Annotated in this window: 18 protein-coding genes; 8 read left to right on the plus strand and 10 right to left on the minus strand. The window is 42.8% G+C overall.

Annotated elements, in window-relative coordinates; all coding sequences use genetic code 11:
* Positions 1–192 precede the first annotated feature (192 nt).
* Positions 193–1,086 (plus strand): lysophospholipid acyltransferase family protein, encoded by an 894-nt coding sequence (locus A3860_RS11480; protein ID WP_081146844.1) that lies wholly within the window; start codon positions 193–195, stop codon positions 1,084–1,086.
* Positions 1,087–1,104: 18 nt separating this feature from the next.
* Complete coding sequence (locus tag A3860_RS11485) at positions 1,105–2,079, plus strand: fatty acid desaturase family protein (protein WP_081146845.1); 975 nt, start codon at positions 1,105–1,107, stop codon at positions 2,077–2,079.
* Between the two features lie 83 nt (positions 2,080–2,162).
* Here A3860_RS11485 and A3860_RS11490 read toward each other — a convergent pair whose 3' ends face one another.
* Both A3860_RS11490 and A3860_RS11495 read right to left on the minus strand, forming a co-directional pair.
* On the minus strand, positions 2,163–3,131 hold the full coding sequence (locus A3860_RS11490) for a 3-keto-disaccharide hydrolase (protein ID WP_081146846.1): 969 nt from the start codon (positions 3,129–3,131) through the stop codon (positions 2,163–2,165).
* Positions 3,132–3,166: 35 nt separating this feature from the next.
* Positions 3,167–4,540: a Gfo/Idh/MocA family protein gene (locus tag A3860_RS11495; RefSeq protein ID WP_081146847.1), complete on the minus strand. Its 1,374-nt coding sequence runs from the start codon at positions 4,538–4,540 to the stop codon at positions 3,167–3,169.
* Between the two features lie 269 nt (positions 4,541–4,809).
* On the opposite strand from A3860_RS11495, the gene A3860_RS11500 reads away from it, so the two are divergent.
* On the plus strand, positions 4,810–6,711 hold the full coding sequence (locus A3860_RS11500) for a tetratricopeptide repeat-containing sensor histidine kinase (protein WP_081146848.1): 1,902 nt from the start codon (positions 4,810–4,812) through the stop codon (positions 6,709–6,711).
* 133 nt (positions 6,712–6,844) lie between these two features.
* On the opposite strand, the gene A3860_RS11505 is transcribed toward A3860_RS11500, so the two are convergent.
* Together A3860_RS11505 and A3860_RS11510 are read right to left on the minus strand one after the other, a co-directional pair.
* Positions 6,845–7,762, minus strand: a complete 918-nt coding sequence (locus A3860_RS11505; protein WP_081146849.1) for a haloalkane dehalogenase — start codon at positions 7,760–7,762, stop codon at positions 6,845–6,847.
* An 89-nt stretch (positions 7,763–7,851) separates the two neighbouring features.
* A complete protein-coding gene (locus tag A3860_RS11510; RefSeq protein ID WP_081146850.1) occupies positions 7,852–8,439 on the minus strand; it encodes a Crp/Fnr family transcriptional regulator in 588 nt (195 codons plus the stop codon).
* 230 nt (positions 8,440–8,669) lie between these two features.
* On the opposite strand from A3860_RS11510, the gene A3860_RS11515 reads away from it, so the two are divergent.
* Together A3860_RS11515 and A3860_RS11520 are read left to right on the plus strand one after the other, a co-directional pair.
* Positions 8,670–8,966, plus strand: coding sequence for a hypothetical protein (locus A3860_RS11515; protein ID WP_081146851.1), 297 nt, complete (start codon positions 8,670–8,672; stop codon positions 8,964–8,966).
* Between the two features lie 323 nt (positions 8,967–9,289).
* Positions 9,290–9,910 carry a hypothetical protein gene (locus A3860_RS11520; protein ID WP_081146852.1) on the plus strand — a complete coding sequence of 207 codons (621 nt, stop codon included), beginning with the start codon at positions 9,290–9,292 and terminating at the stop codon, positions 9,908–9,910.
* A gap of 344 nt (positions 9,911–10,254) precedes the next feature.
* Here the strand turns inward: A3860_RS11520 and A3860_RS11525 are convergent, their stop codons facing one another.
* From A3860_RS11525 to A3860_RS11550, 6 genes are all read right to left on the minus strand, one after another.
* On the minus strand, positions 10,255–10,731 hold the full coding sequence (locus A3860_RS11525) for a hypothetical protein (protein WP_081146853.1): 477 nt from the start codon (positions 10,729–10,731) through the stop codon (positions 10,255–10,257).
* A 39-nt stretch (positions 10,732–10,770) separates the two neighbouring features.
* Entirely contained in the window at positions 10,771–11,124 is a 354-nt protein-coding gene (locus A3860_RS11530) for a hypothetical protein (RefSeq protein WP_081146854.1), read from the minus strand.
* A 277-nt stretch (positions 11,125–11,401) separates the two neighbouring features.
* Positions 11,402–12,424: a PorP/SprF family type IX secretion system membrane protein gene (locus A3860_RS11535; protein ID WP_081146855.1), complete on the minus strand. Its 1,023-nt coding sequence runs from the start codon at positions 12,422–12,424 to the stop codon at positions 11,402–11,404.
* Between the two features lie 4 nt (positions 12,425–12,428).
* Positions 12,429–15,944, minus strand: coding sequence for a gliding motility-associated C-terminal domain-containing protein (locus A3860_RS11540; RefSeq protein ID WP_081146856.1), 3,516 nt, complete (start codon positions 15,942–15,944; stop codon positions 12,429–12,431).
* Positions 15,945–16,135: 191 nt separating this feature from the next.
* A complete protein-coding gene (locus tag A3860_RS11545; protein WP_081146857.1) occupies positions 16,136–16,723 on the minus strand; it encodes a c-type cytochrome in 588 nt (195 codons plus the stop codon).
* 98 nt (positions 16,724–16,821) lie between these two features.
* Entirely contained in the window at positions 16,822–17,589 is a 768-nt protein-coding gene (locus A3860_RS11550; protein ID WP_081146858.1) for a hypothetical protein, read from the minus strand.
* Between the two features lie 596 nt (positions 17,590–18,185).
* Between A3860_RS11550 and A3860_RS11555 the strand changes: the two genes are divergently transcribed.
* Genes A3860_RS11555 through A3860_RS11565 form a run of 3 tightly spaced genes read left to right on the plus strand, consistent with a single transcriptional unit; the run spans position 18,186 to position 19,825 of the window.
* A complete protein-coding gene (locus tag A3860_RS11555; protein WP_081146859.1) occupies positions 18,186–18,938 on the plus strand; it encodes a LytR/AlgR family response regulator transcription factor in 753 nt (250 codons plus the stop codon).
* A 7-nt stretch (positions 18,939–18,945) separates the two neighbouring features.
* Entirely contained in the window at positions 18,946–19,428 is a 483-nt protein-coding gene (locus A3860_RS11560; protein ID WP_081146860.1) for a hypothetical protein, read from the plus strand.
* Entirely contained in the window at positions 19,421–19,825 is a 405-nt protein-coding gene (locus A3860_RS11565) for a pyridoxamine 5'-phosphate oxidase family protein (protein ID WP_081146861.1), read from the plus strand. The genes A3860_RS11560 and A3860_RS11565 overlap by 8 nt, the downstream gene beginning before the upstream one ends.
* Positions 19,826–19,831: the final 6 nt, after the last annotated feature.

Here is a 19,831-nt window from a genome sequence, read left to right on the forward strand (position 1 = left end):
GTTGAAAGTGGCTAATACATAAGATTTTATAAATAGCAAATCCCCTCCGAATTCGGCAAAGTGCCTGAACCAACTCCCTAACCCGGTACAAGGAAATTCCAAAGAAACAAACAAGGTCCCAGGCGGAAAAGTCTGGGATTTTTTTTGGGCCTGCGTGTTGATTCCTGCCATTAAAAAGTATCTTCGCCCTTCATGAAAGGCCTGATCTATTACATCACATTACCGTTCATTTATTTACTTTCCCTTCTACCCTTCCCCATCTTATACCGGGTAAGTGATGGGTTCTATTTTATCCTCTATTATGTTACCGGCTATCGCAAAAAAGTAGCCATGCAAAACCTTCGCAATTCTTTCCCCGAAAAACCGGAAGCAGAAATAAAAAGATTGTGCAGGGACTACTATCACTACCTCTGCGACCTCTTCCTCGAGAGTTTTAAAACGCTTACGATCGGGCGTTCAACGATGTTAAAACGCTGCACCTTAAGCCCGGCCGCAAAAGACATCTTCGACCGCTATCACCGGGAAGGGAAAAGCATTATGCTCGTTATGGGGCATTACGGCAATTGGGAATGGGCAGGTAATACATTCAGCCTCACTTGTAAACAGAAATTATTTGTGGTATATCATCCGTTTGGCAATAAGTATTTCAACGGATTAATGTATCGCATGCGTACGCGCTTTGGTACCGGGCTTATTGCGATGAAAGATACCTACAAAGACATGGTGAAGCATAAAGCAATGATCAGTGTTACTGCATTCATCGCCGACCAAACGCCATCGCCGGAAAATGCATTCTGGACAACCTTTCTGAACCAGGATACACCTGTATTCCAGGGAACGGAAAAAATTGCAAAAAAAATGGGTTACCCCATTGTATATATAACAATAAAGCGACTGAAAAGAGGTTATTACAACATCCTGGCGGAAATATTGTCGGAAGACTCTAAAAATACCGCCGACGGAAAAATTTCTGAATTACACACCGCCAGACTGGAAAAAGATATACGAGAACAACCTGAAATATGGCTTTGGACACATAGACGATGGAAGCACAAACGCCCGGCACAAAATAAATCAACTGTATAAAACCCTTTAGTTTAAGTCATGCAAAAAAATCCGGGCCGGGAGTTGATCCTTGCTACAAAACCGTTTGCCAAAGAAATAGTCTGGAAAAGCTGGTATTATAGCCTGTCCACGCTTGCTATCCTGATAGCGCTTTTTTCGGGCATTTATTTTTTAAATAATTTCTTCTTAAAATTTGCCTGCAGTATTGCAGCCGGACTCACCATGGTTCGGATGTTCGTGATCTACCACGATCACCAGCACCATACCATTCTGCACCGGTCGTTACCCGCAGCTATTCTTTTCAAATTATACGGCATTTTTATACTCGCGCCTGCCAGTATATGGAAGCGTTCACACGATTATCATCACAATCATAACTGCAAATTGTTCAGCGCCAGCATCGGGTCATACCCGGTTATGACCAAACAACGATTTCTGCAATCTTCCAAAGCTGAGCAGCGTGGCTACCTGGCCATCCGGCATCCACTGACCATTTTTTTCGGCTATATCACCATGTTCATTTTCGGAATGTGTGTGCGCTCCTTTATCAGTGCGCCCAAACGTCATTGGGATTCACTGGTCGCACTTATCGTTCATATCAGCATTAGCGTATTGATCTTTGTTTACCTGGGCTGGCTCACCTGGCTGCTGGCTGCCGTGGTGCCATTTTTGCTGGCCTTTATGATAGGATCGTATTTATTTTATGCGCAGCATAACTTTCCGGGTGTAACCTTCCGCGAAAAAGAGGATTGGTGTTATGAAGAAGCGGCAATGTCATCGTCGAGCTACATGGTCATGAATCCCTTTTGGAAATGGGTCACAGCGAATATCGGCTATCATCATATTCATCATATCAATTCGCGCATTCCGTTTTACCGCCTTCCTGAAGTAATGACCAGTCTTCCGCAATTACAGGAGGCAAAAACAACCACATTGAATCCTTCAGATATCATGGCATGTTTCCGGTTGAAAGTATGGGACCCGAATACTAATTCCATGGTCGGGCTTAAGTAGTTGTATTACCTGCAATATCATATAAAGCAAAAAGCGCCGCGAACCTATTCACCGCGGCGCTTTTGCATTATTCTGTTTTAAACTTATTCGGCGGGTGTAAGCACTATATTTCTATAAGCTACAGGACCATGATCGCCCTGCAAATAAATAGGGCCTGGTTCCCCCTCCCTGCTATCCAATGCCCCACCTGTTATTCCCGGGATCTCCTGGTTACAAATAATGGTTTTGCCATTGGCCACCACGGTAACCATCCGGCCCACCAGGGTAATGTCGAAACTTTGCCAGGTATCGGGCCCCAGGGCAGCCATTTCACTGGGCACCAGGAAACCATAAATACCACCAAATAAATGACTATTGGGATGCGCGTCAGCGGCATTGTCGATCACCTGTGTTTCATACCGGCCTCTCAAATACACGCCGCTGTTACTGTTCTTCTTAAGCTTGAATTCAATATGCAATTTAAAATCACCGAACTTCTCTGTCGTAATGAGGTTGGAACCTGACTCAGGACTGGTTAACTCCCCGTTTTGAACGATCCATTGTTTCTTTTTGCCATCCATTTCCCAGCCCGAAAGATCTTTGCCATTAAATAATTTAACAGGCTTTTTCCATTGCACTTTCTTTTTTTCGTTGAGCAATGGCGCTCTTACTCCGGTAAAAGTAAAATCATTTCCCCCACTGCTATGGATCACACCTTTTATTCCTTCCGCGGTGGGCTCTCCTTCCAGCACCATATCTTTTTCCTCTTTTTCCCATTGTGGCGGAATGGCAAACGAAAATTTGTTATCGGTGAGATTAATTTTAGAAATTGGCCTTGCGCTTCCACCAGCGCCTACAAAGCGCCCAACCAGGGTTTTGAATCCCGAGATCTCTATTTCCAGCCAGGAGGCTCTTTCCTTTCCGTTTTCCATTACCGTGAGGTCCCATCTGCCTGTAAGATCGCCACCGGTAACGTTTTTCGCATTTATTGCAGCTACCTGCGAATGGCCGGGTTGTGGTGCGAAGGCCAGCATTCCCATGCAAACAACTGCTATCTTTTTCTTTATGTTCATATGCTTATAGTTTCAAATTAAAAATATGGCTACAATCATCCTATCACTTTCATGTTAACAGGGTCCCATTGTATGGGTTTATGACTGAAGTAGCTGTCGTTACAGATCAATGCCGGGGCAGCGGCCCGGTAACCGAATACAGCATCTTCCACAACTGTACTGTTGTTGCGAATGGCGTTGAAAAAATTGTTGAAATGATCGTAATGCGCTCCTTTATATCCTTCTTCGGCCTGGTATACGAAAGTTTCGGGGGGTAACATTTTCTTTCTGTTGTCGAGGCCCTTACCTGCTTTGGCCATTTGAGCCAGCATAAAAGGATCATTAGATTCAAAGCTTTTATTCCTTCTTACCGTAATGCGGTCCCATTCAACATCCATGGCACCCTCACTCCCGATCAACCGCAGGTAAGTGGTACCGCTGGTACCATCCACAAAATTACAACGCAGCGAAAGGTTGAAGCCCGGCAACCCGGCATTTTCCGCATAATCAAAAGTACCCAGCAGTACATCTGGCACTTCCCGGCCATCATTCCAGAATCTCAATCCACCGGTTGCATAAACATGATCGGGCCCTACCGAGCCGGTAATGAAATGCAGACTGGAGAACAGGTGCACAAACAGATCACCTGCCATGCCGGTACCATAATCGCGATAATTCCTCCAGCGGAAGAAACGCATTTTATCGAAAGGCCGTTTTGTGGTATTGCTTACATAAGTGTCCCAGTCTACGGTCTTCTCCGATGCATCATCGGGTATAGGATATTGCCATACCTCAACAGGGGCCCGGCGGGCCCAGAATCCTTCCGCATAATTCAATTTGCCAATGGCGCCCTCTTTCAGCAATTCACGGGCTTTTTCGTTTCCCAGTGATGCCAGGCCCTGGCTGCCTACCTGAAATACTTTCCCGTATTTCTTCTGCGCAGCGATCACCGCCGGCCCTTCTTCTACACTATGTACCATGGGCTTTTCGCAATATACATGCTTGCCTGCCGCCATAGCGTCTACCGAGATCTGCTTATGCCAGTGATCGGGGGTGCCAATGATCACAGCGTCTATATCAGGTCTGCTTAGAATGTCCTTATAATGTTTGGTAGTAAACAACTCATTGCCCCATTTCTTTTTAGCCTCATTCAACCGGCCGTCGTACAAATCACAAACGGCCACTACTTTTACTCCTGGCACCTTCAGGGCTGTGGTAGTATCAGACGTACCCATACCGCCTGCGCCAATCAATGCGATGTTAATATTGTCATTGGCTGTATACCGTTTTTTTTCCTGATCATTTTCCCGCCTGATCTGTTCAATATAAGCTGCAGATGCCTGTTGTGCTAGAGCGCTGCCCGTCAAAACACCCCCTGTGGCCAGGGATAAGTTCTTAAGAAAGCCACGACGATTATATCCTTTTTTCATGTAGCGAATATTTAAAATTGAAAGATTACCTATTATAAGCGGGGTGAAGCCGGGTAGGATTTCCCACGCAATCGTTTGCATTCCTGAAATGTGCTTTTATATAGGGTACGGATTCAAAATACTGAATAATAGCGTTCAATAAACATTCATTGTTCATAACTTTCTGCCCACCCCCAAATTTTCCAACTTTTACTACCCGAATTGCGAAAAAATTTCACCTGTTTACACCAGTGAACAAATCAGTTAAGACAGGACTTATTATAATATGTATGCTTTTTGTGCAATGGCAGGCCCATGCACAACCGGCAGACATACCCCGCCTAAAGCATACCATGCTGCGAATGCAGCAGAAAAAGGATTTCTGCAAAGACTCCGCCTATATTGACATATTAGACAGCCTGGCGTTTGCATTTTACCGCATCAGTGCCGACAGTTTATTTTTTTATAGCCAAAAAGCATTGGACTTCGCTCAACAGGCAGGGTATGGCAAGGGTGTATCGGTGAGCATAAGAATTCAGGGGAACGGGTATGCCCTAACAGGTAATTATGTGAAAATGTTAGCCAGTTACCAGCAGGCCCTTACCATTGCCGAAAAGATCAACGATCCCATATGCATAGCCAAGGCAACAGTCAATATTGCTATGCGATATTCAGATATAGGTAAAGGGGATGAATCGATGAAGTTGTTCATGAAAGCCGCTGATATCTTTGAAAAGATGAAAGACAGCCTTAACTGGCAAAAAGCAATAACCGGCATCGGAGTAACATGGTCACAGAAAAAGCAATATGACAAGGCATTGCGATATCATCAAAAGGCATTAGACATTGCTACAGCCATGAAAGATGACTATTCTGTAGTGGTAAGCAATGATAATATCGGGGCGGTTTTATTTGAGCAGGCAAAGTATAAAGAAGCGCTGGACCGCTTTCTTCATACAAGGGAATATTTTAGCCACACCGATGATAAGATACGTAAAACCCGGGCTGATGTTGCAATAGCCCTCACCTATTTCCAACTTAAGAATTATCCGGCCACAATAGAGTATGCAAATCAAAGTCTGCAATCGGCCACTGAAATAAAAGCTAAAAGGCTGATCGGGCAATCAGATAAAATCCTGGCAGATGTTTACGATGCAAAGAACGATGCCCGCAATGCGCTTAAATATTTCAAACTGTATAAAGATATTTCTGATAGCCTTTTTAATGAAACCATGTTGAAAAAGACAGGTGAGTTGGAAGCCAGGTTCGAATATGAGAAAAGAGAAACCCAACTGAAAAAGGACCAGGAAAAGAAAAATGCATTGCACAAGCACATCGTCAGGAATAAAGAATTGCAAATTTCTATTGCAACCCTTGTGATCCTATTCTTAAGCATCCTCATCTTTTTGTTATTCCGCAGCAGGGCAGCCAAACATAAAACCAATCAACTACTGGAAGCAAAGAATGAGGAAATAGAACGGCAGGCCGTACAGCTGCATTTAAAGACCCAGGAAAAAGATAAACTGTTCTCTATCATTTCCCACGATCTGAAAGTGCCCTTATATTCTTTAAAGAATATGCTGGAGATATTGAAGGAACATTCTTTACCGGAAGCGGATCTGCAATCAATAATAAATGAGTTCAGGCGTGATATTGATTATTCTGCTGAACTCACCAGCAACCTGCTTTCATGGGCAAGCAGCCAGCTCGATGGCAGAATAATTATCCCGGTTATGCTGCCCGTACATGAGCTGGTGAGTGGCACTATGGAGCCTTTGATCAAAACGGCAGCTGACAAAAAGGTTGAATTGATAAATAAAGTACCACAGCCTTTAACGGTATGGGCCGATCAGAATATGGTTCAGGTACTTATTCGTAACCTCATCAGTAATGCCATCAAATTCTGTAATCCCGGTGATGTGATCACTATTGAAGGCAGAGCGAAAGATGGTATCGTTGAGATATGTGTAGCAGACACCGGCATAGGAATAGGAAAAGAAGTGTTGACAAAAATTAACCGGAAAGAAAGTGTCACTACATTCGGCACCGCTAACGAAAAAGGAGTTGGCCTTGGCATGCTGCTATGCCATGAATTTGCCGAAGCGAACAGAGGTATCTTCAGGGTTGAAAGTGAACCGGGAAAGGGAAGCCGTTTCTACTTCACGCTACCTTCCATTCCTGATCTGCAGTAGCTGGCATTAATGACTTTAAGAAAATCATCCAAATCCACAAATCCCAGGCTGAAGGTCTGGGATTTGTGTTTGGGCGCCAGGGATGAAATCTTCGTTTTTCTGGATGAGCCCCCTCCTACTCGATTTTATGCACTCATTGACGTAACTTTTTTACAAATGCTGCGATTGCTTCTCCAATTTCCATAGGGCTGTCTTCCTGTAAAAAATGTTTCCCCTTTACTGTTATCTCTGTTTGATTTGGCCATGTACTGCAAAATTTCCGAACACTGTCATTTTCCAATGCTCCGGGGTTACCATGGATCCAAAGCTTGGGAACAGGACTTTGTTTCAGCCAATTTCCATATTCAGCTACTACGTTCGCCACTTCCTGTGGCTCTCCATCCAAAGGAAATTGACGAGGAAATGATAATGTTGGACGACGGTCTTCTCCCTCGTTAAGATAAGGTCGCCGGTACTCCAGTTTTTCCGCATCGCTTAGCTCCCGGAAAATTCCTCCCGTCAATACTTTTTCAACAAATACATTATTTTTTAAAATCAACTCTTCCCCAGCGGGAGAGCGCAAAGCCCGGAATAAATCACGTACATTAGGTTCAAATTCATCCCACTTAAAAGGAATTGTTATCGCCTCCATGTGAACGATACCCTGAACGCGGGAACGGTTTTGATTTGCCCAATCAAAGCCCAATACAGAGCCCCAGTCATGAAGCACAAGCACCACATTATTGTTCAGTTTCAACTCTTCCAAAAGTGCAAAGAGAAAACTGCGTTGCTCCAAATAAGAATATCGTTCAGGTCCGGAGCTGGTGAGTTTTTGCGAGTCGCCCATGCCAATTAAATCACAGGCAATAAGCCGCCCAAGACCACGGCAATAAGGCATTATATTCCGCCAGAGATAGGATGAAGTTGGATTGCCATGTCGAAATATGATAGGGTCGCCTTCTCCTTCACCTTCATCAATATAAGCCATGCGGCGGCCTTTAATTTCAATAAATTTTTTTTCGGCAAAAGAATTTGCGCTGAAAGCAGCCTGCATGTTTACTTTACTTTCCATGATGCTTTGTTTTAGTGATTGAATAATGCCGCAACCTGGTACGGCATAGCAAAGCAACGATCATAGCATGCGCTGAAAAATAAGGTACATTAAGATTTTTTGCGAAACATATTTGCTTTCATCTGGCTAAAAAATTCAGGCGTTACGCCAATATAAGATGCGACGTATTTTTGCGGGATCCGGCTTTCAAGATTGGGGTAGGTTTTTGTAAATAGATCATATCTTCCTTCAGCGGGCTGCGAAAGGTTGGTATTTATTCTGTTTTGATGAAAAACGAAAGCGTTTTGAAATAATATCCTGAAAAACCGTTCGAATTTTGGCGCCCGCTGGTATAAGGTGTCCAAATTGTCTTTGCTGATCTGTAATAGGGTTGTGGCTTCCAATGCAACCAGATTATTAACACCTGGTTGCCCTGCTAAAAAACTGAACAAATCGCCGCTGCACCACCAATCTTCAGGCGCAAACATCAAAATATGCTCCTTGCCGCCTGAATCAATGGTATAGGTGCGCAGGCAACCGCTCACCACAAAAAACTGATGCCTCGCCACATCCCCTTCTTTCAGTAAAAATTCTTTTCGTTTAATGGTTTTTAAAACCACCAGGGATAAAAAAATTTCTATTTCTTCTCTGCTCGGTTCAATGTGACGCCGTAAATTTTGTATGATAACTTCATTCATTAGCCATAAATTTCCGAAAAACGTGAAAAACACCTGCGATTATTATCGAAAATTTTTGTAACCTCGATGTGCGCCTTTACACATAATATTTGTAGTTTTTTAGCAACTACAGGATCTTCAACCATCGCCAAACCTGTTCCATAGTCATTATTCCCGTATAACAATAGAGTCTGAAACTGGTGGGGAAATACCCATTCGGCAAATTAATATTCACTTAAATACTACATTTTATGAGAATTGTAATGTTAATGAAATGGGAGGGCATTACGCCAACTCAGTACGACGAACTCAGGAACGATGTTCACTGGGAAGGGAATATGCCCCAGGGAGCAGTTTTTCATGTTGCTGCATTCGGCAATAATGCCATTCATGTAACCGACATTTGGGAATCGGCCGATGAGATGAATAATTTTATTCAAAACCGCCTGATGCCCGCAGTTGTAAAAAAGGGGATCACAAACAAACCAGAAGTGGAGACGTTTCCGGTTCATGCCATATTTATTCCTGCTTTGCAACGCACAAGCTAAAAGGTAAGTACAGCTGCATTCGGAAAGTTTCTTCACTGATTGAGTTACCTGTTTTAAACTTAGCACCCGGTAGCAATTTGAACTGACCTCCATCTCCCGTATAAAGACAAAAAATAAAGATCCCAGGCTGAAAGGTCTGGGATCTTTTTTGGGGAGGGAGACAACCAAAATATTTAAAGATTATCAGATATTTTATTTTTTTACTATTTTAGAAATCTGATCGCTACCAGATTGAACGGATACCTCAGTAAGAAATAACATTAAAAATTCTATAAGCCAATCTATATGCGGTTATATTAATAACTCTCAACTTTAGTTTGTATATGAAAACTTTCCTGGCAGAAATCATTCCGCAAATTCAACGCTTCTCGGCTAGGCTCGACAATTTAACATTATTAATGAATCAACATTGGGTATTAATAGACAATATTGAGCACAAAAAGACAGTATATATTTTTAGAACGAATAACCAACTCCTTATTGCAAACGACGGTCAGGTTGAAAATGCTAAATGGGAATACTTAGGAAATAACTCTCTGTTAATTGGTAATATAAATGGAACTTATCTTTTCAAACATGGATTCTTTGATAAAAACCTGCTGGCGCTTAAAATAGATAGCAGAGATGAATACGCCATTTTTATAAATGAAAATAAATACAATGGCGATTTAAATTCTTTTGAGAAAGTCTTAGATTTTATTCGAACAAGTTATTTAAAGGAAAAGCTATCAAGCCTTCATACCACAACAATAAGTCAGACAAAAATATACAGTTCAAATAAGGGAGAGCTTGAAATTGAGCAAATAGGAGTCAATGAATTTCCAAGCCCTGGCGATAAGGTTTTCATGAACAACCGACCCGCTATCAACGGCAAATACAAATTAGGGTTCATGTGGTATATAAAAGTAGTAAATGGCGAGATCGAAGACATAAGTCATATATAATTCTGAAGCGAAATAAGTTAATAAATAGCCAGGGCATTACACTTCATTTAGAAAAGGAATCTATAAGATATTTTTTTAGAAGAACAAAGATTATGGAGAAGTTCTTATTATGGATTTTTTGACGAGTTGCCCTCTTCCTTATGGGAGAAAAGCGATAAGTCAAAATCTCCTGCATAGACTCAACTTTTCCAATTAATACAGTTGGTTGTACTGACCCTGCTTCCTATGTTTCAGTGAATGCCATTTTCACCAGTCCCAAACCTTTGTTTACCGGCAACCTGTATGGCCCCTTTTTGAATGAACAATTAATAGCTAATGCCATTAAAGGGAACAGGGATAACATTTTATTTCCCTAACCGATAACCCATATAATTGAAATAATGATAAAACATTGCCTTCACTGGCTGGCTCATTTCTCTTTTACCATTTGCCCAGGCACTTATATTTGTTTTATCTACGCCAGTATCGTTCACAATATCTGTAACTCGTAATCCAAGAATATCCATTTGTTTTTTGATCCATGAGCTATCAATTTTTGAAACCGGGTTAGGCTCATATGGGTTGACTTGCGGATGGATTTTCATTCCCGGGAAAAAAGGTTCAAACAATTCCCTGGTGCGAGTAACCAGAGTAGCTTTATCGGTGTAATTCTCAGACAAATGTTTCCCTTGAGAAACCCGAATTACCAAAGAATCATCTTTAACTTCCAAAACTTTAAATTCAATATTGCTCATCCTCTTGTGAAGAGCAGCACCATATTCCAATTTTTTCAGATCATTATCCGAAACGGAGAGCAGGTGAATGTTTTTTATTGTTGCCATAACCAGTATTTTTAAAAGGGGCCTTTCGGCCCCCTTTCATTAGAGAAACTTGACATAGTTCTTTTCAATGTAATAAATCGCAATTTGTTCATTTTGATGACCAGCAATCGTTGCTTCTTCTTCATTATCGAAGATGAGGACCGCATCCCACCAAAACTTCCCATCCTCGCGCCAGCCTCCTACGATTCCGGTTTTTGCATTTGCAATTGCAAGCACATGTTTTAAACCATCATCACCGTGACTATTCTGTGTCTCTTTTAGAGCTACAGACCAGCCAGAAGTAACTGGGCGAAGATCGTCGAGATAAACTGTAAACCCATGTGGATTTCGCCTGGCGATTTCTTTAATCTTGTTGATTAAGTCATCAACCTGGCTTTCACCAAGTATTTGCATACTAGTATGACCGCTTATTTTCTATGGTGGTCAGCCATTTTTGGGTTTGAATTCAAAGAACTATTGTCTATATAAAGATACCGAAAAGTTTGTAATAAACAAACATTCACATGCCTAATAACAAAGGCATCCAGCTCATTTCTAATTGAAATATAATTAGTTATGAACCTTTCCCACTCGCGGCACAAAGGTTTAATCCCGGCACTATTGAAAAGGGCCGATCTTGTCAGACCGACCCAAAGCTAAGGATGATAAATCCCTTCGTAACGTTGGTGCCTCACCACACATTCCTCGGGCAGGTATCGCCATAGCGGTTACCAATTAAAAAGCCAATGATGACTTCATGCGTGCCCCTGCTGGCAGTATTTAACGCTGTTTTTGTAAAGTCGTACGAATACCCTATGTTAAAAGTATTGCCTACATTCAAGCCAACCATGCCCGCATACCCATCCTGCAAACGGTAGCTTGCACCCAGCCACAACAGATCGAGATATTGCAATTTAATATTTGCATCAAACTGCGGTGTAGTTGGCGTGCCCGACACGTATTTTACCATAACAGAAGGCAATGCATTGATATCATCGTTCAACAAAAAGCGATAACCCGCTGTGGCAAAAAAATGCGGTATTGCTTTGCCCGGAACGGGCGCCGTATTATCGCCATAGGTCATAGCCGTGGGAATGATCTGCTGTGCAGAGACCCCAACGAAAAAATCACTTGAATACAACCAAAGCCCTGCATTGAGATCGGGTTTCAACTTGTTTATATTGCCACTGGTTTGCGCAGGGTCTACAGTAACGCCATCGCCAAAGTCGGTTTTGGAAAGGTCCCGGTGCAAGTGATTGATACCGGCGCCAAAACCTGCAGCCAGGTTAATGGTTGGCGTTATTCCTATATGATAGGCATAGGTAACATTTGCCGTAAAGTTGTTGAAATTACCGGTATGATCGTTTAACAGGATCAGCCCTATGCCACTGTGTGGCTTCGAAGGCGTATAGTTCTCCCAATAGGCTTCGCCGCGTGGATTTTGACCGGGCAATTGAAATGAAGTAGGAGTAGTTTTTGTATCTTCCTTGCCAATGGGTCCCTGTATGGTTAAATAAGCTGTTCTCGGCGCACCATTCAACCCCACCCACTGATCCCTGGCGCTTGCTTTTACATCAAAGTAATTTTCGATACCGGTAAGCGCCGGATTTAAAATGTAATTGTTTAAAATATATTGGGTATAGTGTGGCTTTTGCTGTGCCTGCACAGCAATTACACTACCTATAAGCATCAAACACGTGTACAATTTTTTCATATAGCTATCGAATAATATCTACATAACCCGATAGCTGGCTTCTGCCATTCCTCGGATTGATGATATAATAATACGTGCCTACGGGCAACGGATTTCCATTGAACGTTCCATCCCATGATTGCGAATAACCGGCCGACCGGTAAACCAGTTGTCCATACCGGTTAAACACTTCTACCGTAGCGCCCGGATAGGTATTAAGATATTTAATTTCCCAACGATCGTGTATGCCATCACCGTTTGGTGAAAATGCATTGGGTATATGCAGCGCTTTTAATACTTTGATGGCAATGTCATCTGAGGCCTTGCATCCCTCCACTGAAGTGGCAGTGAGTTTATAGGTGATATCATCAGTTGGCGATGCCTGTGGCTGCAGAATGGTGGAGTTACTTAATGCCGTGGCCGGCGTCCATACATAACTCAGGGTATTGCCCGAAGCCGTTGCGGGTAAAGTAAGAAAATTCCCTTCCAGCAAATAACTGTCGGCCCCTGCATTTACTATTGGCAAAGGATATACCAGCACAGCCTGCTTTATTGAATTAACGCAGTTGTTTGCAGCGGTAAAAACGTATTGTATGGAATCAATTCCGGCCGTGGCAATGGCAGCACTGAAGATGCCCGACTGACTAACACCTTTTCCACTATATATTCCATTTCCCGAAAGTCCATTCAGTACTGAAGCCTGGGTTATTTGAAAAGGCGCTACATCGGCACAAACAGGATCAATAGGGTTAAACTGCAATTCAGGTATTGCTTTTACTGTAAACGTTTTGGCCGAAGTACTTAAACAGGTTTGTCCTGAATAGGCAACCACTTGTACCAGGTAGTCTTTTTTATCAGGAGAATACAAGACAGGATATTGAGCGCTGTATTTTTTTCCGGCAGCAGGATCATCATCTATTGTTTTGTTGGTAGGGTCATTGCCATAATCCCAATAAATTTCGAGGCGTATAATGTTCCCAAAATCAACCGTTGAATTATTGGTGAACGTCCCCATTTTGTTACTACATACCGAATTGCCATCATCGAAAGTGAATACTGATTGCGGTGTGGTACCATTTATGGTGAACACCTGTTTAACCGAATCGGCACAGCCATTATTGGAAGTAACCAGTAAGGATACATTGTAATTACCGGTAGCCGTGTATTTATGCTGCGGATTTTTTACTGTGGCCCTATTATTCGCTGCCGCGGCATTGGGGTCGCCAAAATTCCATTTGTACTGAAAGGAAGCCTGGGTGCCATCGGCAATGGTACTGGTATCGGTGAATGTTGAATAAGGATCAGATAAACAGTTCTCCGGCAAAACGAATCCGGCTTTTGGTTGTGCAGTAATAGCTATTGTCCTGGGTGTTGCTTTATTGCTACATCCCTTATCACTTTCGGCAGTTAAATTAATGGTATAGCTGCCAGTTGCCGGATATACATAATTGAAAGTGGCGCTGGAGGTCTTTGTAAGTGTTTGGCCATCGCCCATACTCCAGGTCCAGGTTGCAATACTACCGTTGCTGATTGTAGAGGCATCCTGCAAAAGAATATTCTGTCCGGCACAATATGGACCGGTGGTTTGGAAAGCCGTTACCGGCAGTGGATTTATGGTAACCACTCTTTGAACAGTATCGGTAAGGCAGCCTACCTGTGTTATAGCCGATAAAGAAACGGTATAAGATGCGGCTGTATTATACAGGTAAAAAGGGTCTTTTGCATTGGAAACATCGCCATTACCAAAGGTCCACGACCATTTGATAACAGGGTTGTCTCCTGTTACAGATTGATCGGTAAAGAAAGTGGTATCGCCCAAACAGGTACCGGCAAAAGCAAAACCAGCAGTTGGTTTTGGATATACCCGCAGGTCGAAATCTATTTCCTGCTCGCCGGTGCAACCATCGGCGGTAGGGTTGTTCGCTATGATCTTGATGGGGTACACACCGGGCGTTGGTCCCATATAGGTATTAGGCAACCTGTACAGGTATAGTTGTTTTCCGTTTTTTGTAAACGACGAATCGGGCACCGGGGCATTGATCAATTCATCAGTATATAAACCGCCAAACTGCCACTGTACTTTTGTGGGCATATACGGAAAGGTCATGGAGAAATTAAAGGGCGCATCGGTACAGGTAGCGGGGTAATCAACAATGGAGTACTGGTTTTTTATAGAAATAAACTGGTAAAGGTCTTTAAGGTTCATGCCGCCCGAAAAACCATACGATTCTACATTTCCAAGTCCATAGGCAATGATATTGAAACCAGTGTCGCAGGTAATATTATGCGTACCAGCCGTAGTTCTTATTTGCGCGTAGGTGTAATTATTATCCTGCGGTACAGGATTAAAACTGTTATAGGATATCCCATCTATTTTGAAACTGCTGATGGCCGCTGCATCATTTTTAAGCACCACATTCAGAAAATGCGTATTGATATTAATGCCCGCCGGTTGCATGGAATTTAAAGTAACCGCGGCAATGGTTTGTTCAACGGGGTTTAAATAGATCATTTCAGGATCACCATTTGAGGTATTGCCATCACAACCCTGGGTTGTAAAATACTGGGCTACCAGAATGGGTTTGTCTGACTCAATAACATTGGTTGTGCTACTTAAAAACTCATAATAAAAATTGTTTACAAAAGCCGTTGCCGGAATGGCCGTACCATTCAGTGTTACGTTTGCCGCAGGATCTGATTTTATGATGCGATAAATATTATTGCTGTTGGTAAGACTGGGAACCGTAATGTACTTCTTTCCCCACGTAGCGGTGGGATACATTTCCTGGTACAGGTTATCGGCCGTACCGGTGCCGGGGCAACCAATGGTGACTTTACCACTGCCGCAAAAAACCGCAATCCGTTTACACCCCGAACCATTATTAAGCGAACGGATCCGGGAGCCGGTAAGGTCAACCCCGCTGGTTCCTGAAATAGTGCCCAGCACATTATAGATCTGGCCTTGTTGTAAAGTAACAAGAAAGGGCGCATTGGCTGCTTTTCCTCCTTTTGTATTGGCAGCCGGTGTTATTTCTACAGTGGTGGTGCCGGTATCGGCGGCTATTACAAAAAAATAGGAATAGGAATCGGGATCGTTAGATCGTTGGGTGTAATTCACTGAATAATAATCCCGGCCCAGCGTACTGGTGGGCAAACAAACAGTGGCGCCCGAAATAGCGCTTACATAAATAAAGCTATAAACGACTACCGGCTTATCTGCGGTAACATGTATACCATGGTTATACAATCCGTCATCGAGTAAAGCGGCTGTTCTTGGAATATCAATGGTGGTAATTTGATTAGGCGAAACGGTAAAGCTTTGCGAGAAGCCGATGCTTGCAATAGTAACCTGACCTGTGGTGGCCACATCGGAAGTAATGTACAACTGCATTTTTTCGGCCGGGGTTCCGGTAAACATGCGAACATGGTTGCCATAGCCAATCCAAAAATCCTTTCCCTTATTAGAGAAATCCTGGGCAATCAATGTTGAAGTAAGGCATAAAGCAATCAGGACCAAAGCCGTTCTGGGCAGGGTGTGCATGGGGTCTGGATGTTAGTTTTGAACTTTCTGCACCTGAAGATACTTTTTATAATTTAATATTTGTTTCAAAAACAATTGATTAACAAATAAACGGCTGATATAAAAATGCCCGCCGTTAATGCTACAGCGGGCAAGGTGAAAACAATAGACACAACATGATCCGCAATTCATCAAAAAGCGGCATCAAGTACTTACTCCTTATTGAATACCGGTTGCGGAACAACATTCTTCACCGGTTTGGTAGATTTCAGATAGGCAAAAACTGCCTTCAGGTCATCGTCACTTGCTTTAGCAATGCCGGGCCAGGGCATAGGTGGTAATAAGGGACGGCTATTGTCTAACCCTTTGTACTTTCCTTCGCGTATGGCTTTAAAAAACTGTTTTTCAGTCCACCCGCCTATACCGGTTGAATCGGAGGTAATATTGGCTGAAAATGAAATTCCCCAGGGACCTACAGCAGAAGTAAGCATGCCATTAAATAATACCCAGTTTTTTGCCGTACCAGTATCAAATTTGGCTATTGGCATGTCGGCAGGTTGCCCCGATAATAATCTGTCCGGATCGGGATAAGGGCCTTGTGGTCCCATTTTTTTGGGGGAATGACAATCATGGCAACCCATAATTTCAACGAGATATTTTCCTCGCTTTACCAGGCTGTCGTGTGAAATATTTTCACTGTTAATCAAAACAGCCGCATCCTCTTTTGCCGGCTGGTTGCAAAATACCAGCAATACGGCTATAAGGACCGTTACCGCCATTAATAACGTAATCTTTTTCATTACTATAACATTAAGGGTTAAAAAGAATTTGAGCGTCGCCGATAAAAACCTGCAAAGCCTTACGGGGCGCTGCAGGTTGTTTTCAATTACCCTGATACCTATGACTGAGTTCTGTAAACAAAATCTTCCAGAATGAAATGGGTTGCGCCTTCCGCTTTTACAATGCGCATTTTGGTGGGATAATAACCACTTGTTTTAAATTTAGCTGGCACCCCAAAAGTTCTTTCAAATGAAGCGTTTGCATCAATGAAGGCTTTCGTTATCATCGGCTCATAAAAAGCTACTTTGCCGTTATACGAACCATATATAAATGTTTGAGTAAACGGCTGCCCATGCAATTCTGGTGTAGTAACATCTACCCAGTGAGTGCCCATTTCGGGTACACCGCCCGGAATAGGAACATAATTTGCCGGCATGTAACCAGGCGCCGGATAATTCAGGAAACCTGTACTATCGGTTTGATACAGCGGAATTGCCAGCCTTTCTTCTTCGGAGATCATATAAAAATGAAAATCGAAATGCGGCTTGTCATAAACACCTGCGGGCTCGTGGCCATGTGGGTTCCATTCGACCAATGCATGGGTGAACGGTGTGATGGATGCTTTTGGATGAAATTGTAACGACAATTCGTTTTCATGATGATCTTCCCCTTCTGTACCCGTATCGAGGCTATTCATTGCCGCATCGTCGATGCTGATAGCAAGGCGCTCGGGTTTATTATCACCATCCAGTTCTATCCACGTCCATGCAGAGCCATGCTGAAATTTCGATACAGGCCCTTTAAATATACCACCTTTATGACCTTCTTTTTTACAGGATGCAAATACCATGGTTGCTGCTGCCAGCAACAAAAAAACACGTTTCATTTGTTTTAAAAATTTATAGATTAAATAAAGATTACGCCTGCGTGCGACAAGGACAGGTATCAACCTATGATTCGCCAAAGAATCATTCTTACTTATTATTGAGCTGCAAAATTATATTGTTAACAATCCGGGGTGTAGCTCTTATTATATGAGTTGTTATATCCGTTGCATGAATTGGTTTGATCAATGTACAGAAAGATCTGCCTGGCATCTCCTGACAAGTTTCAATGACCAGTTCCACCTCCCCGCCGCATCACAACTCCTGCCTGGTCTTCCGTGGTATCATTGTCGTTCTGACTATTCATGACTTTTAGGCGGCTGTTGCTGAAAAAAAGGTATGCAATCAGCAGTGCCATTAAAACTGCGCCTGAAATCCGAAGCATTTTCATACTAATAATTTTGTGTAAACTATTTTTTGTCGTTATTTATATAGCTAAATTAGCACCTGCAAAAGCTGTTTACAGGATCAGTTCAATGAACGAAGCAGAGAATGGAATGAATGATGGTTTTAACGGAATGAACAGCTTTGCTTCTGGCAGTAAGCAAAGAAACTTCGAATGTCAACCTGATTTATCTCAAAAGAATGATACCAGACTATGAGCCCCACATCTGATTCCAAGTTATACGTACTGGCTGTTGAAGATGACCCGCTTCATGCTGAAGCGCTGCAGTTGATGTTGCCTGAAATGGGATATCATTTTTCGCTGGTAGATAATGCCATCGACGCCCTGAAACTCTATAAGCAGCAACCACCTGACCTGCTCCTTATGGATATTGAGATTGCCGGCCCGCTGAATGGTATTGAGTTCGTTGAGATCGCCTCGGCTATCCGGAAAACGCCAGTGATCTATGTAACTGCTTTTTCCGATTCAGAAACTTTCCAAAAAGCAAAGGCCACTCTGCCTTCGGCATACCTGCTGAAGCCTTATAACGAAAGAAATCTGCAGCTTGCCATGGAACTGGCCCTCTTTGAAAAGCAATCCCAAAGCGATGCTCCGGAAAATGCCGTCACCCACAAAGTAGACGCTTCCTGTAATGCTTTTTTTGTAAAGTATAATAACAGGCTGCTTAAAGTGCCCATCAGTGATCTGTTGTTTATTGAAGTGGAAGAAAAATATTGTTACGTGCACACTAAAGAACGGCGTTACACAGTGAATATCCGGTTAAAAAACCTGTTAGACCAGCTACCGGCCAACACCTTCCTGCAAACACACCGTTCGTTTGCGGTACGCCTCGATGCAGTGGAAGAAGTAAACCTCGACGACAGCCTGTTGAAAATAAATGGTAAAGAGATCCCGATTGGTAAAACCTATAAAGATGTTTTGTTTTCAAAACTGAAAATGCTTTGATCGATCTATGAACACACCTTCTTATATTTCTATTTTATCACAGCCGCTGGCATTCTGGATTGCCAATTGTAATGCGAACAATGTACCTGAAGTTGTGCGCTGTTATGGTGTTGCTCCCATAGATTCTCCGGAGCAACTTACCATTTTTATTCCTGAAATCTGGAGCGCTCAGTTCGTAGCCAATTTGGGCGCAGGAAAAAAAGTAACCCTTTCAGGAACCAGTGTGCCTACCTATGAAAGTTACCAGTACAAAGGAGAATTTTTGTCAATTCGCGCCTGCACCGAAGATGAAATGGTTTACCAGCATCAGTACATGGATAAGTTTAGTGATGAAGTTGAAAAAATCGGTTTGCCAAAATTAATGTGTTACAACGCTTTTTTTCATCAACCTTCGCTGGCGGTTACTTTCAGACTAATGGAGGTTTTTGACCAGGCGCCTCACAAGGGTACCGGTATACAGCTAAATAAAAGGGAGGCCACGAATGAGTAAGTTTATCACTGAAGAAATGATGCCGGCTTTTGAGGGAGTTATACCTGCAGTTATTGCTTCCTGTTCAGCAGATGGGATCCCTAACGTGACCTATATTTCGCAGGTGTACTATGTAGATGAGCAGCACGTGGCTATCTCACGCCAGTTTTTCAACAAAACCATTTGCAATATTACCGAAAATCCGATGGCACAGGTGATCCTTACCTGCCCCGTAACCTACGCCATCTACAAAATGCTGTTACGGTTCAGGGAATCGCAAAGTTTGGGACCGGTGTTCGAAGAAATGACGCTGCAGCTGGAAGTCATTGCCGGTGTGCAGGGCAAATCGGGCGTATTCCATTTACTGGCAGCAGATATTTACGAGATCCTTGAAATTAACCAGATTAATCCCGTTTAATGTCTC

The sequence above is a fragment of the Niastella vici genome, assembly GCF_002077945.1.
Taxonomy (GTDB): Bacteria; Bacteroidota; Bacteroidia; order Chitinophagales; family Chitinophagaceae; genus Niastella; species Niastella vici.